At 44.4% G+C, this 12,290-nt stretch carries 16 protein-coding genes; 5 read left to right on the forward strand and 11 right to left on the reverse strand.

The features are described from left to right. Positions 1-38 precede the first annotated feature (38 nt). The 3 genes from glgC to HVMH_RS06800 all read right to left on the reverse strand — a co-directional run bounded on the left by glgC (position 39) and on the right by HVMH_RS06800 (position 3,340). The gene (gene glgC, locus HVMH_RS06790) at positions 39-1,307 is read right to left on the reverse strand and encodes a glucose-1-phosphate adenylyltransferase (protein WP_029909211.1); all 1,269 of its coding nucleotides are present in this window, start codon (positions 1,305-1,307) and stop codon (positions 39-41) included. 23 nt (positions 1,308-1,330) lie between these two features. Then, positions 1,331-2,314 (reverse strand): glucokinase, encoded by a 984-nt coding sequence (gene glk, locus HVMH_RS06795; RefSeq protein ID WP_029909212.1) that lies wholly within the window; start codon positions 2,312-2,314, stop codon positions 1,331-1,333. 279 nt (positions 2,315-2,593) lie between these two features. After that, positions 2,594-3,340 carry a TIGR01621 family pseudouridine synthase gene (locus HVMH_RS06800; protein ID WP_232087742.1) on the reverse strand — a complete coding sequence of 249 codons (747 nt, stop codon included), beginning with the start codon at positions 3,338-3,340 and terminating at the stop codon, positions 2,594-2,596. Between the two features lie 215 nt (positions 3,341-3,555). Here HVMH_RS06800 and HVMH_RS06805 point away from each other — a divergent pair, with 215 nt between their 5' ends. Next, positions 3,556-4,008, forward strand: a complete 453-nt coding sequence (locus HVMH_RS06805; RefSeq protein WP_051622980.1) for a hypothetical protein — start codon at positions 3,556-3,558, stop codon at positions 4,006-4,008. Between the two features lie 179 nt (positions 4,009-4,187). Next, the gene (locus HVMH_RS06810; protein ID WP_029909215.1) at positions 4,188-5,408 is read left to right on the forward strand and encodes a GNAT family N-acetyltransferase; all 1,221 of its coding nucleotides are present in this window, start codon (positions 4,188-4,190) and stop codon (positions 5,406-5,408) included. A gap of 145 nt (positions 5,409-5,553) precedes the next feature. On the opposite strand, the gene HVMH_RS06815 is transcribed toward HVMH_RS06810, so the two are convergent. Further along, positions 5,554-5,877 carry a DUF4156 domain-containing protein gene (locus HVMH_RS06815; protein WP_029909217.1) on the reverse strand — a complete coding sequence of 108 codons (324 nt, stop codon included), beginning with the start codon at positions 5,875-5,877 and terminating at the stop codon, positions 5,554-5,556. A gap of 23 nt (positions 5,878-5,900) precedes the next feature. Further along, positions 5,901-6,206 (reverse strand): hypothetical protein, encoded by a 306-nt coding sequence (locus tag HVMH_RS06820; RefSeq protein WP_029909219.1) that lies wholly within the window; start codon positions 6,204-6,206, stop codon positions 5,901-5,903. Positions 6,207-6,406: 200 nt separating this feature from the next. On the opposite strand from HVMH_RS06820, the gene HVMH_RS06825 reads away from it, so the two are divergent. Together HVMH_RS06825 and HVMH_RS06830 are read left to right on the forward strand one after the other, a co-directional pair. Beyond that, a complete protein-coding gene (locus HVMH_RS06825) occupies positions 6,407-7,180 on the forward strand; it encodes a TIGR01458 family HAD-type hydrolase (protein ID WP_051622981.1) in 774 nt (257 codons plus the stop codon). Positions 7,181-7,231: 51 nt separating this feature from the next. Further along, positions 7,232-7,513 (forward strand): hypothetical protein, encoded by a 282-nt coding sequence (locus HVMH_RS06830; protein ID WP_029909222.1) that lies wholly within the window; start codon positions 7,232-7,234, stop codon positions 7,511-7,513. Positions 7,514-7,525: 12 nt separating this feature from the next. Here HVMH_RS06830 and HVMH_RS06835 read toward each other — a convergent pair whose 3' ends face one another. Next, entirely contained in the window at positions 7,526-8,395 is an 870-nt protein-coding gene (locus HVMH_RS06835) for a LysR family transcriptional regulator (RefSeq protein ID WP_051622982.1), read from the reverse strand. Between the two features lie 113 nt (positions 8,396-8,508). On the opposite strand from HVMH_RS06835, the gene HVMH_RS06840 reads away from it, so the two are divergent. Then, positions 8,509-9,540, forward strand: a complete 1,032-nt coding sequence (locus tag HVMH_RS06840; RefSeq protein ID WP_029909227.1) for a YeiH family protein — start codon at positions 8,509-8,511, stop codon at positions 9,538-9,540. Positions 9,541-9,609: 69 nt separating this feature from the next. Here the strand turns inward: HVMH_RS06840 and HVMH_RS06845 are convergent, their stop codons facing one another. The 5 genes from HVMH_RS06845 to HVMH_RS06865 all read right to left on the reverse strand — a co-directional run bounded on the left by HVMH_RS06845 (position 9,610) and on the right by HVMH_RS06865 (position 12,273). After that, complete coding sequence (locus tag HVMH_RS06845) at positions 9,610-10,512, reverse strand: M23 family metallopeptidase (RefSeq protein ID WP_029909228.1); 903 nt, start codon at positions 10,510-10,512, stop codon at positions 9,610-9,612. Between the two features lie 115 nt (positions 10,513-10,627). Further along, positions 10,628-10,798, reverse strand: coding sequence for a hypothetical protein (locus HVMH_RS06850; protein WP_155837650.1), 171 nt, complete (start codon positions 10,796-10,798; stop codon positions 10,628-10,630). Positions 10,799-10,813: 15 nt separating this feature from the next. Beyond that, complete coding sequence (locus tag HVMH_RS06855; protein WP_029909230.1) at positions 10,814-11,212, reverse strand: DUF4260 domain-containing protein; 399 nt, start codon at positions 11,210-11,212, stop codon at positions 10,814-10,816. A gap of 15 nt (positions 11,213-11,227) precedes the next feature. Then, positions 11,228-11,935, reverse strand: a complete 708-nt coding sequence (locus HVMH_RS06860; RefSeq protein ID WP_029909232.1) for a DNA alkylation repair protein — start codon at positions 11,933-11,935, stop codon at positions 11,228-11,230. Continuing rightward, positions 11,932-12,273: a cupin domain-containing protein gene (locus HVMH_RS06865; protein ID WP_029909233.1), complete on the reverse strand. Its 342-nt coding sequence runs from the start codon at positions 12,271-12,273 to the stop codon at positions 11,932-11,934. Before HVMH_RS06865 ends, HVMH_RS06860 begins: the two co-directional genes overlap by 4 nt. Positions 12,274-12,290 lie beyond the last annotated feature (17 nt).

The raw sequence follows: 12,290 nt of genomic DNA on the forward strand, positions 1-12,290 counted from the left end.
ACCTTACTTTTTTTGACCTAAAAAGATTTTGCTAAGATTTAACGAATGATATGCAGTCTTTGTCCAAGCATATCCGGCGTCACCAACACTATTCCCGAGCTTGGCTCGACGTAAAAGCGCTCGGCATCTGCTACCGGATCTTCACCAATAATCGTGCCGTCAGGGATGACGGTTCCCTTATCAATCACCGCATTTTGAATACGACAGTGACGACCAACCTCCACCCGAGGTAACAACACGGAGTCCTTAATCAAGCTATAGCTGTGCACGCGGCCACCGCTCGAAATGACCGAACGTTTGATTCGAGCACCGGAAATAATGCAACCTCCAGCAACCATTGAGTCAATGGCTTCACCACGACGACCATCATCGTCAAATGTAAATTTCGCCGGTGGCATCTGTGCCTGATACGTCCAAATCGGCCAGTCTCTGTCATAAAGATTCAATTCTGGCGTGATGCTACACAAATCAAGGTTTGCTTTCCAAAAGGATTCGATTGTTCCCACATCTCGCCAATAGGCAGGTTCTTCGTTGTCATCTACAAACGGATAAGCTTTCACTCGCCAGTCTTCAATCACTGACGGAATAATGTCTTTCCCAAAGTCATGGCTTGACGTCGAGTTGTCATAGTCTTCAATCAATTTTTGGAACAAAAACTCTCTGGAAAAAACATAAATCCCCATGGATGCCAAAGCAGTGTCCGGCTTGCCCGGCAAAGTATCTGGTTCCGAAGGCTTTTCGGTAAATTTGGTAATGGTCAGCGTACGATCAACGGACATGACTCCAAAGCCTTTGGCTTCGTTAACCGGCACTTCGATACAACCAATCGTTACATCTGCTGCCGAGGCGACATGCGCCATCAGCATCTTACTGTAGTCCATCGAGTAAATGTGGTCTCCACCTAACACCAACACATATTCAGGTGTATGGCGGCGCATGATGTCCAGGTTTTGAAATAAGGCATCCGCCGTTCCACGATACCAATCTTTATCGACACGTTGCTGTGCCGGAAGCAACTCGACGAACTCCCCCACTTCATAACGCATGAAAGACCACGCACGTTGCACGTGACGAATCAATGAGTGCGATTTGTACTGCGTCAACACCCCAATCTTACGAATACCGGAGTTCACACAATTGGACAACACAAAATCAATAATGCGATATTTACCACCAAACGGTACTGCGGGCTTTGCACGCCACTTGGTCAAGTCTTTCAGTCGGCTGCCCTCTCCACCAGCCAAAACCAGCGCCAGAGTATTTTTCGTCAAATCAGTCTCTGTCTTGGTCTCACAGTAATACTTCATGAATGTCTCTCTCCTGCTGTTATCTATTTATTATTTTTTTGACTAAATCTTAGTTTGGCCAAATGCTTCATCCCCAATAAGCCAATCTGGTCATTTACTACCAAATAAACCGGTATATCTTTCACCAATCCCGACATACGACCTTTTGCCGTCATGGATCTTATAAAGCGGGGTTGTTGCATCCAGTCACGTATTTTGGGGCCAATGCCGCCAGCGATATAAACACCGGCTTTGGCTTGCCATAGCAATGAAACGTTGCCGATATACGCGCCGTAAACTTCAACAAAAGTGTTCAAGGTTTTCTGTGCAATAGGTTCTCCTTTCATGGCAAGTTCATGGACTTGCTCGGCAGAACAAATTGGGGTGAGGTTGTGATGGCTATGTCCGTGATTTTCAGCGTTGAAAAACGCATAGAGAAACTCAATCCCTTCTCCAGATAGAATACGCTCATACGACACATGCGTCCATTTTTTGTGCAACCAGTCAAACAATTTCAATTGTGTGCTATCCAAAGGTGCGAAATCCATGTGTCCGCCCTCAGATGGTTGAGGGATAAACTCTCCCCCACAGTTCTTTATGGGCGAAATGCCCAATCCCGAACCTGCACCGACGATAAGTTTATTTCCCGCGGCATCGTAATCACCTGTTTGTAGGCACACAGTATCTTCTTCAGACAACTCATTGATGCCTAATGCAGCGGCAGCGAAATCATTCATGATTTCAACATAATCAATATGGCAGTCTTCCGCCAAAACATCGGCATCCACGATCCAGGGTAAATTTGTTAAATGAACTTGTCGTGCAGAAACAGGCCCTGCTAGCCCTAAACAGGCAACGTCAAAATGTGAATAGGAAAATTCTTCTTGGAAGGTTTGAATCAACTTGGACAGTGAACTGAAATCTGCGCTCAAGTAGCGTTTTTGCGCCAAGGTGTGATCTGTTTCAGCATCAAATGCAGAAACCAAGACTTTTGTTGCGCCGACATCTACTGCTAGCAGTTTGCCCATTACTCTTACCTCGAGTTATCAACACTTGAAACCTAACTGTGTCGTTAGCGTGCGACTTCGCCATGTTATGAAAGATTCTAACAAGGCGCTTGGGGGCAAATATGACGACTGCATGAAAATAAAAAGACGACAAGATTAATAAATCCTGCAGCCTACATACAGAGCATGAATTTTGTTATTTTGATTATTTTTGTTTAATAACCCCAATGAAAATAAGAATACTATAATCTACTTATTTAACAGAAGTGTTTTTTGCAATTTTTTACAATTGTTTCATAACTAGTTGCTATCAAACGCTTTCCAAGGCTCTCGCCACTGCCGAATTTGTTCAACACAGCCTTGCGCCACAAAACGCTGTCCTTCTTGTGGAAACACGCTGAAGGCGTAGCTTTCACCAAACAAAGTAAACCGAATGGCAAAGGCATGCAGATACCCTCTATCTTCCTGATGTGCTTGTTGCAGATTTTGATAACGTTCATCTCCAGCGATTGGCGCGCCAAGGCTTTTAAGTGCTACACGTATTTGATGCGTCTTTCCCGTTAGAGGCTTTACCAAGAACAACCTTTGATTTGGCCCAATGCTTTGGCTGATAAATCTGGTTATGGCGGGGCTATCTTGCGTTGACGTCAGCTTCCAACTGCCGCGTCTGGCAGGTTGCATATCGCCTTTGATCCAACCCTGCTTTTTCTTAGGCTTATCCGTCGCAATTGCCAAGTAAAACTTATCCATCTCACGATTTTCAAACAGGGTTTGAAACGCCTGTGCAGCTTCTTTAGTCAATGCAAACAACACCAAACCAGAAGTCATCTTGTCCAATCGATGTACAGGATAAAGCTCAATATCACCTGATGACTCTGTCTGTAACCGCTGCTTCACGACAACTGCCAAACCAGCTTCTTCTTCCGAATGAAAGTTCATGCCCGCAGGTTTATTCACCAAAACGAAGTGTTCATTTCGGTAAAGCATTTGCACTGGGTGCGTGCTGTTAGATATTTGCTCTGGTTTGATGGCTGAATCCATTGTCATGATGCTTGGCACTATTCGTTTTATTCACTCTGGTATTAACGCCTATTCTATCGAATACCGCTGTTTGCCAGCGTCAATTTTTTTGCCTTTTCAAATTGGCACGCTTCTTGGAATAGAGTCATTGAAATAGGATTTTTCATCCAAAAATAGTCATTTTTTTGACACAAAAAAAACATTTCGGACATGACGTCATACGAAAATACAAGGGGCCAGACATGAAACAGAAGTTGATGACACCAGAAGAAAAAGTACATTCTTGCTTGGAATACATTGATGAGCGCTTGGAAAACACTTCCGAGCAAACACTGCACATTGCAGAAACCATTATCGATGATATCAAATCACTCAGTAGCAGCTATAAAGACGCCATCGAAAGCCACCGCCTTCGCGAGCATGCCGACAAGGTTCACAACACCCAAATGAAATGGGTCAACCAACTGCATGACATTATCTTGGATCAAACCAATCGTGAGTTAAACAATCAGGTCATCCAGGCATTACAGAATTTCGTCAACAACTTGAACAAAAAACAAATGAAACATTTGGACTTTGATCTCCCGAAAGCGGTCGATTACCAATTCAAAAACGGTAAAACCCCTGCCAAAACACCGGCACTACCGTTTAAAAACCTGATGAATACCCGAAACAATAATCCAACAAAACACTAACTTTCTTTTTCATCTATACCCTTTTCTCAACTGGTAGATTTTTCTTTCCCCTTGTTTTCAAACAAAAATCTGCCAGGTTGGGGTTTTTTCAACACCAATCAAACTTCTTTCACACTTCAAATAGTGACAAATTTACGCCTTACTGCATACAATAGAGTTCAACTACAGTTGAATGACCTATGAGCAAAACGGAACCCTTTATCAAAGAAATGACCCAAGAGCTGCTCTCGCAGATTGAAATCAAATCCTTTTCCTCTATTGATCAAATTCCTGCCGATCAATGGAATGCTCTAGTACCAAATCATTACCCTTTTATCCTGCACGAATACCTCAACGCACTGGAGACCCATGAATGTGTCGGTGAAAAATATGGTTGGATTCCCTGCCATCTCGGCGTTTTTCATCAGGATAAACTCATTGCAGCCTTGCCTCTCTATGAAAAATATAACAACTATGGCGAGTTCGTTTTCGACCAAGCCTGGGAAAGTGCTTGGAAACAAGTCGGGTTGGATTACTACCCCAAACTTGTCAGTGCCATGCCTTATACACCAGCACGAGGGCCAAGGTTCCTTACGACAGACAATCATCCCGACATCCATGTTGAACAGCAACGCAAACTTTTGCTTAATGCCATGAAATCCCTGTGTAATGAATACCAACTTAGTGGCGCACATATTCTGTTTGCCAACGCCGAACAACAAAACTGGCTGGAGTCCTTACCGAGCGAAAACAATCTTCTCTTTCGCTTCGGCACGCAATTTCATTGGGTTAACCAGCGCTATGAAAGTTTTGATGATTTTCTGGCTCAGCTGACCTCTAAAAAACGCAAGAACATCAAACAAGAACGTCGTGCCATACAAGAGTCTGGTGTCACCTTCCGCATACTGGACGGCCACACTGCCACAGAAACCGACTGGGCGAACTTCAGTTATTTCTACGATAAAACCTTTATTGAGAAATGGAGTACGCCAACCCTCAACAAAGACTTCTTTATTGAAGTCGCACAAAAGCTACCGGACACCATTGTGTTGGTGCTTGCAGACTTGGATGGGCAATGCATCGCCGGCGCGTTGATGTTTCAATCAGACGACACGCTGTATGGCCGCCACTGGGGTGCTATCAAAGACGTCAAACACCTGCATTTTGAAACCTGCTTTTATCAAGGCATCGAATACGCTATTGAAAAAGGCCTGAAGATTTTTGAACCCGGTGCGGGCGGTGAGCACAAAATTGCGCGCGGGTTTATTCCCGTGCCGATTCACTCAACTCACTGGCTAAGGGTGAATCCGTTTGCAGAAGGCATCGACCACTTCATTGAACAAGAAAAGGCTGCCATCAATGGCTATATGGATGAGTGTTCAGACATGAGTCCTTACAAAACCAATCCTGAAATCGACTAGTGTTTCTCACCGCCAAAAACAACAAAACCCAACCTGGTAGATTTTCTCGCCTTACCCCTTCGGGCGGCGAGTGCTTCGTTTCATGAAAAACTACCAGGTTGGGTTAAGGCTTTAAAACAAATTTCGTTTTAAATTCAGAAGCGAATTATGGCTTACATTTGTAGATATCAAATGTCATCGTGCCATCTTTCAACGGGCTAGTAGCAACGATAGAGTCCCCGCCCATTTTAGCGGCTGTGTTTCTAGCCAAATCCGCTAGCTCTTTCTGCATGGTTTCCGGATCACGTTTGATAATACCGATTTTATCCGCAACACTCGTTGTGGTTGACCCCAGCTTCTTACAATCCTTCACATTGAACTCTTTCACCAATGTGACTTGAGCGCCCTCTTTTGTGGTTTGCACAAATGAACACGCTGATAAAGACACCACTGCGGCCACAACCGCTGAAAACAACAATCTTCTCTTCATAAACTTCTCCACCTTAATTAAAACTACTCAGGACGCTTACCGTTTGGATTCGGTCGCATCGTCAACAATTCTTCAACTTCATGCTGAGTATAACCACGCTCAAAAGCAAACTGCGCCAACTGGCGTGCTCGTTCGTGCAACTCATCCATCTCTACACCGTTTTCAATCGCCTCTTCCAACCACTCGGACAACAAGTCTATTGTCCCGGCTTCCGACTCATTACCATCAGCATCCACACCTTCTTCCTTCAAGCGCTTCAGGTTCAAGTCAAAAGCATCCAGCAGCTGCTTGGCTTTCAAACGGTATTTAATATTCAACACTTCACTCATAGCCGACGCCTTCATATTCTTATTATGGATAAACGTCTTACCTCTAACCCTCTTTGCGCGAGTGCTGCAAAACAAGGTTATATTAAGTTTGGCTTAAAAACATGAAGAGTTCAATATGCATTTTATATGGGTCAAGCATTGTATAAAGATTAATGACTATCCTATCATTACACTATGACAGTTCATTTAAGATGCGAATCATGGCAAACAACTCATCAGACATCCTAAACGGTATCAAAGCCGTTTTCCTCGATTTAAGCGGTGTACTCTACGAAGGCCACCGGCTGATTGATGGTGCCGTCGAAGCCGTACAATGGCTACGGCAGCAAGGCTATGTTTTGCGCTTTGTCACCAATACTGCCACCAAATCACATCACATGATTTTCGATGAGTTGATAGAGCTTGGGTTTCATCTTGAAGAATTCGAGCTTTTCACTGCACCACAAGCGGCTAAGAACTATATTACCGAACACCAGCTTAAGCCCTATTGCATTCTGCACCCCAACCTCATGCCCGAATTTGCAGAGCTACAATCCGACACCCCTAATTGCGTACTGCTGGGCGATGCGCAAGATGCACTCAACTACAGCAGCCTTAACAAAGCTTTTCGTTTGATTGAAGATGGCTGCCCGCTGATTGGCATAGGCAAAAACAAATACTTCATGAGTCATGATGGTTTAAAACTGGATGCTGGTGTGTTTATCCACGCGTTGGAATGGGCTAGCGGAACGGAAGCGATTATTATGGGGAAACCCGACCACCACTTCTTTCACGAAGTGGTTGCCTCAACGGATTTCAAACCGGAAGAATGCCTAATGATAGGCGATGATGTGATTGGTGATGTCAAAGGCGCCATTGATGCCGGATTAAAGGCTTGTTTGGTTCAAACAGGTAAATTTAAGGAAAGTGATTTAAGCTCTCTTCCAAATAATGCCTTTTTGATAACATCGATTAGTCATTTAGTCACCGAATGAACCTCTTTGCTTTTATAATCAATTTTCATGCAACAAAAGGACTTTGATTAAATGAAAGCATTTTTCACCAAACTCTTCTCCCCAATCTTAAAGCTATTCGAAAAAGGTGAGGAGCCTGAGAACTATCAACCTTCCCACCGAAAAATCCTTTTGATTATGGGCGTGCTGTTTTTAGGGCTGGCGGGTGTGTCTCTGTATTTCACTTTCCGCACAGACCAAATGGCGGCATTATTACCAACTTTGATTTTTGCAGCCACTGGCTTGGTTTGCGCCATTGTCGGATTCTTGGGCAGTGATAAGGCGGTTTCGAACATTTGGCGTAGCGCGCGTTAAGTAATCTTCGTTTTAGCGTATAAACGCACGAATCCAATGTGTGTTATGCCCGAGATCGGGTAACAGCATAGACAAGGGACGAATGATTCTGTCTTCTTCGCGCAAACTTCGCCAACGAATCGTTGGCGGCAGCGTCTCCACCGCCAGCTTGGAGACCAATGCTATACCAAGCCCGACTCGAACAGCTTCTTTAATGGACTCGGTACTGTAAAGCTCAATAACGGGTTCTATTTCCAAATCCAGTCGCTGCTTAAAGGCGAGTTCAATCATCTCACGCGTTCCTGAGCCTTGCTCGCGCATAATCAGCGGGTAATCATAGAGTGACTCGAGTGTAACCTCTTCCACCTCTGACAACGGATGCTTTTCGGGCATAATCAAAATCAACTCGTCTTGTTTCCAAGCGGTTGGGTAGTAACCTGTGTTTTTGATGCCATGTACTCGCCCTTCTACAAACGCGGCATCCAAAGTGGTTAGATTCTGCAATATCTTTTGGGTGTTACCGACCAATACATCAACCTTAATCGCTGGATAATCCTTATGAAACTGCGCAATCAATGTCGGCAATGCATAGTTGGCAATGGTGGTTGAAGCACCAACCTTTAAGGTAACAACCTGATCGTATTCTATCTGAAGTCGGAAAGTCTCTGCATCTATCAACAACTTTGCCTGACGTTGTGCATAGGGCAATAGAGATTTTCCCAGTTCCGTCAACTCAACCCCCATGCCTTTACGCTCATACAGAGGTTGCGTGAACGACTCTTGCAAAGCTTTCAACTGACCGGAAACAGCCGGTTGTGAGCGGTGTAAAGCCTCTGCCGCCAGAGAGATGTTTTTTAGCTCGGCAACCTTAGCAAAGGTTTGTAGATAGCTGGCCTTAATCATCAGAATTTCCGATAGTTTGTATAAATAAATAGGATTTTATTATATATAGACTTTTCTAAAATAACACCTAAATCAATCCCAACTTAATCTATTCAATCTTTAGGAGCGTTATTATGTTTGCTACCGCTACCCTTCGGAGTCAAACCTTAAATGGCATTTTGTTGGTCGCCTTGTTTGCGATTGCCGCTCATGCCATTTCACAAACCAGCATCATTACAAGCTTAGGCTTGAGTCCTTTAATTGTCGGGATTCTATTAGGTGCTATCTACGGTAATACACTACACCAGCACATTCCGACGGAGTGGCACGCTGGGATTCATTTCTCAGCGAGAAAAATTCTGCGATTGGCGATTATCCTTTATGGATTTTCCATTACATTGCAGGAAGTTGCCTCCATCGGTTGGCAAGGTATTTTGCTGGCTGCTACCGTGGTCTTGACCATCTTGTCTGTTGGCTACGTGATTGGCACTAAAGTGCTAAAAATGGAACCTGAAACCGCCCTACTGACTTCCGCTGGTAGTGGTATCTGCGGTGCGGCAGCCGTACTGGCAATGGAACCTGTCACCAAGGCTCAAGGTCACCAAACAGCCGTTGCAGTTGCGACAGTGGTGGTTTTCGGCACGTTGGCGATGTTTTTGTATCCGGTTTTGGACAGCCTACACCTTTTCCAACTGGGTACAGAAGCCAAAGGTTTATATTTCGGGAGCACTATCCATGAAGTAGCGCAAGTGGTTGGCGCATCCAGTATTTTGCCAAGCCACGCGCAGGATTATGCGGTGATTGAGAAAATGACCCGTGTTTTGATGATCGTGCCTGCCATTCTGGTGGTTGGCTGGTTGATGTCTCGTAGACAATCTGCCGGGCAAACTGAAAAATCATCGCTTGTGGCATCTATTCCTTGGTTTGCAGTTGGGTTCCTTGCCGTAACAGCATTCAACTCATTGAACCTATTGCCTCATGACATCGTCGATTCGATTCATGAAATCGATACTTTCCTGTTAACCATGGCGATGGTGGCTTTGGGAATGGAAACTCAAGTGAGTAAAATGAAACAGGTTGGGTCAAGCGCCTTTATTCTGGCTGGTATCCTATTCCTGATTCTGATGATTGGCGGTTATTTCCTGGTTAAACTGATGATTGTTTAACTTTCCTATCAGCTCAAACAACAAACCCACCGAAATGTGGGTTTTGTTTTTTCATTTATCGGTATCTCTCTACCGGGAAATCACACTATTGATGGATAAAGGAAAACCATTGAATGAGATTCCCATTGATTTACCGTCTTTACTGGCACTCATGTGCAAATGTGGTTCTAAGGAATTCCCTGAGTTACCGACTTGTGCAATAGGGTCTCCGTCCAATACCAATTGTTTTGGCGTCACTTGAATACTCCCTTGTTTCAAATGCGCTAACAGCACCTCACCACTATCACATTTGATGACAACGCTGTTTCCCTCTGGCATTGAAGGATTTGGGTGCATAGGTTCGTTATCGGCAACGTCATTATGCACAGACACCACCTTCCCACTACAGGGGCTGTAAACGGTTTCGCCGTAAATGTTGTAATCGTTCAGATCGCTTGGTGCCAAACCAGATGCTCTGTTGCCCAAAACGTTCAATTTAACGATATCCATCGCCTTGTCTGCACCGCCTATCGTATGGAAAGGATTGGTAACGAAACTATTACCGCCTTGCAACACATAGTAGCGGCCTGACTTGAGCGGAAAATCGATATTCAAAGTATTGTCCGCCGGGTAACGAGACAAAATTGCGATAATGCTTAATGCCATGAACATCAAGAAAACGACAATAGACGCCAAAGAAACCACTTTGGTGTTGATGGTATCCGGCTCCACCTCGGAAATGCCCAATATCATTTTGAGATAAGAATATGCCACGGCAACAGCAAACACCGCAACTACGAAGTACCGCAAATAGTAACTTGAAAATGCCCAAGGACTGGTCAAATAGACAAACAGCATGACACTGCTCGTCGCCAATAATAGCGCAATCCAGTTCGCCCAATTGTGACGATGCGCACCGCAGATCCAGAAAGTCGCTGCTGCCGCTAACAACAAAGGATAGAGTGCAAATAAGTAGGGAAGAACAACATCCATGACAGACTCCCTGCCAGAGTATTTATACTGGCGAAACTTAAAATTGATGTACTACTATATTACATCAATCACTAAACATCACCCTACATAAAATTCTGTAAGCATTTGAAAAACATCACTCTTTCAGGTCTGTTTTTGGTTTTACAAACAACACAAAAACAATTGCCAAAGGCCCAAACAATAGCGCCATCACAACCCAAAATACGACATCGGCGCCCTTCTTGTCGGCAATAAAATAAACAATAATCATCGACACCAAAGTCATCAAAATCAACAGCATCATCATAGTTGCCTCTCTTGATTATTCTTCATGTTTGGATAATTTTACACCCTTGCCGATCATACCTAAGTGCGTATGCGAAAAACTATCGGGAAACTTCAAACCATAGCCCAACATACGGTCAAAACCGATATGAGCAAACCAAACAACTGCTAACATCAGTGCCACATCGTTATGAGCCATTAGCCCAATAATCGCTAATACCGCAGGGAAAACTTTATTATGCGTGAGATTGTAGGCGGCTGCCCCTACCAAGGGATTGAAAAGATAGAACAACATTGCCAGATCCGGCACAAGAAACAGCCACAGAAAACTATACCAGCTGAAACCTTGCACGTCATAAACCACTAATGACAACACAAAAATAGACAAGCCTTCAAGCTTCAATAACACATTTGGTTTAGCAAGCAGGTTTAACATAAGCACTCCTCCGGCTTAGTTAATCAGACCTTGTAAATAACGTTTACGTTCAGGCTCAGCAAAGCGTTCAATAGCGTAGCGTAGCATGGTTCTCGGCATGTTGTGATAATGCTGCTTCAAAAAAGCTTTCAAAACCAGCTCATCTCGCTTGCCCACTTCTCTAAGCATCCAGCCCACGGCCTTATGCATCAAATCCTCTTTGTCTTGCAGAAGTATTTCGGCAAGCTTCAGAGTATCATCAAACTGATGATTGCGGATGAAATGAAATGTGGAAACCATAGCAATGCGCCTTTCCCACAGAATTGAAGAGATTGCCCAATCATAAAGCAATGTCTTGTCACGTTCCAACAAATAAGCCCCCACGACATAAGGCGCAGAACCATCCACCAAATCCCAGTTGTTGATGCAAGCGGTATGCGACTTGTAGAGTTGAAAAATAGTTTCCTGCTCATCTGCCTTCGCTTTTTTGTAGCGATCCGCCAATAGCAACAATGCAAATAAACGAACTTCATGAATGTGAGAGTTCAACAGCGGTACGACTTCCGTCAAATCCACCGCAAAAAATTGCTTCACCTGCTGGCGTAACACCGGCACACGAATACCAATAAACACATCACCTTCACCGTACTCACCCTTACCAGTTTTGAAGAAACGTTGAGCTTGCTCCGCCATCTCGGCATTTCCCAAGCTCATGAGTTGTTGATTAATGATGTCTGCATTCATTCGATGATTCTATCTCCATGGCTGGGCGGTGTTGAGATGACGAGAAATCTCACATCCTCTTGTGTCTGGTTACTGAGCTGATGTTTCACCCCTGCCGGAACGTGCATCCCTTCTCCTGCGTGAAGCATGTGAGCTATCCCTTCCACTTCAAGCTCAGCTTGACCGGATAACACATAGAAAAACTGTTCTGCGCGCTCATGGTAATGTCTCACCTCAAAGCAGCCGGGCAACACCCGTTCTTCTATCACACTGAGGTTATCCGAACGAGCCAAGTGCCAACCATCACAGTTATCGCCCCAGTTGTAGTGCTCGGCATTTTTAATGGATGTCACTTTCATCGCATATCTCTCTCAGC

Source organism: Hydrogenovibrio marinus (genome assembly GCF_013340845.1).
In the GTDB taxonomy this organism is placed as follows: domain Bacteria; phylum Pseudomonadota; class Gammaproteobacteria; order Thiomicrospirales; family Thiomicrospiraceae; genus Hydrogenovibrio; species Hydrogenovibrio marinus.

What these genes read in the sequence shown, in the direction of transcription:
- HVMH_RS06845 (WP_029909228.1), bottom strand. Translation starts at nt 10,512, where the DNA reads ATGGATGTTGTTCTTCCCTACTTATTTGCACTCTATCCTTTGTTGTTA.
- HVMH_RS06830 (WP_029909222.1), top strand. Translation starts at nt 7,232, where the DNA reads ATGAAAGCATTTTTCACCAAACTCTTCTCCCCAATCTTAAAGCTATTC.
- HVMH_RS06840 (WP_029909227.1), top strand. Translation starts at nt 8,509, where the DNA reads ATGTTTGCTACCGCTACCCTTCGGAGTCAAACCTTAAATGGCATTTTG.
- HVMH_RS06865 (WP_029909233.1), bottom strand. Translation starts at nt 12,273, where the DNA reads ATGAAAGTGACATCCATTAAAAATGCCGAGCACTACAACTGGGGCGAT.
- HVMH_RS06855 (WP_029909230.1), bottom strand. Translation starts at nt 11,212, where the DNA reads ATGTTAAACCTGCTTGCTAAACCAAATGTGTTATTGAAGCTTGAAGGC.
- HVMH_RS06850 (WP_155837650.1), bottom strand. Translation starts at nt 10,798, where the DNA reads ATGATGATGCTGTTGATTTTGATGACTTTGGTGTCGATGATTATTGTT.
- glgC (WP_029909211.1), bottom strand. Translation starts at nt 1,307, where the DNA reads ATGAAGTATTACTGTGAGACCAAGACAGAGACTGATTTGACGAAAAAT.
- glk (WP_029909212.1), bottom strand. Translation starts at nt 2,314, where the DNA reads ATGGGCAAACTGCTAGCAGTAGATGTCGGCGCAACAAAAGTCTTGGTT.
- HVMH_RS06805 (WP_051622980.1), top strand. Translation starts at nt 3,556, where the DNA reads ATGAAACAGAAGTTGATGACACCAGAAGAAAAAGTACATTCTTGCTTG.
- HVMH_RS06820 (WP_029909219.1), bottom strand. Translation starts at nt 6,206, where the DNA reads ATGAGTGAAGTGTTGAATATTAAATACCGTTTGAAAGCCAAGCAGCTG.
- HVMH_RS06800 (WP_232087742.1), bottom strand. Translation starts at nt 3,340, where the DNA reads ATGACAATGGATTCAGCCATCAAACCAGAGCAAATATCTAACAGCACG.
- HVMH_RS06860 (WP_029909232.1), bottom strand. Translation starts at nt 11,935, where the DNA reads ATGAATGCAGACATCATTAATCAACAACTCATGAGCTTGGGAAATGCC.
- HVMH_RS06835 (WP_051622982.1), bottom strand. Translation starts at nt 8,395, where the DNA reads ATGATTAAGGCCAGCTATCTACAAACCTTTGCTAAGGTTGCCGAGCTA.
- HVMH_RS06815 (WP_029909217.1), bottom strand. Translation starts at nt 5,877, where the DNA reads ATGAAGAGAAGATTGTTGTTTTCAGCGGTTGTGGCCGCAGTGGTGTCT.
- HVMH_RS06825 (WP_051622981.1), top strand. Translation starts at nt 6,407, where the DNA reads ATGGCAAACAACTCATCAGACATCCTAAACGGTATCAAAGCCGTTTTC.
- HVMH_RS06810 (WP_029909215.1), top strand. Translation starts at nt 4,188, where the DNA reads ATGAGCAAAACGGAACCCTTTATCAAAGAAATGACCCAAGAGCTGCTC.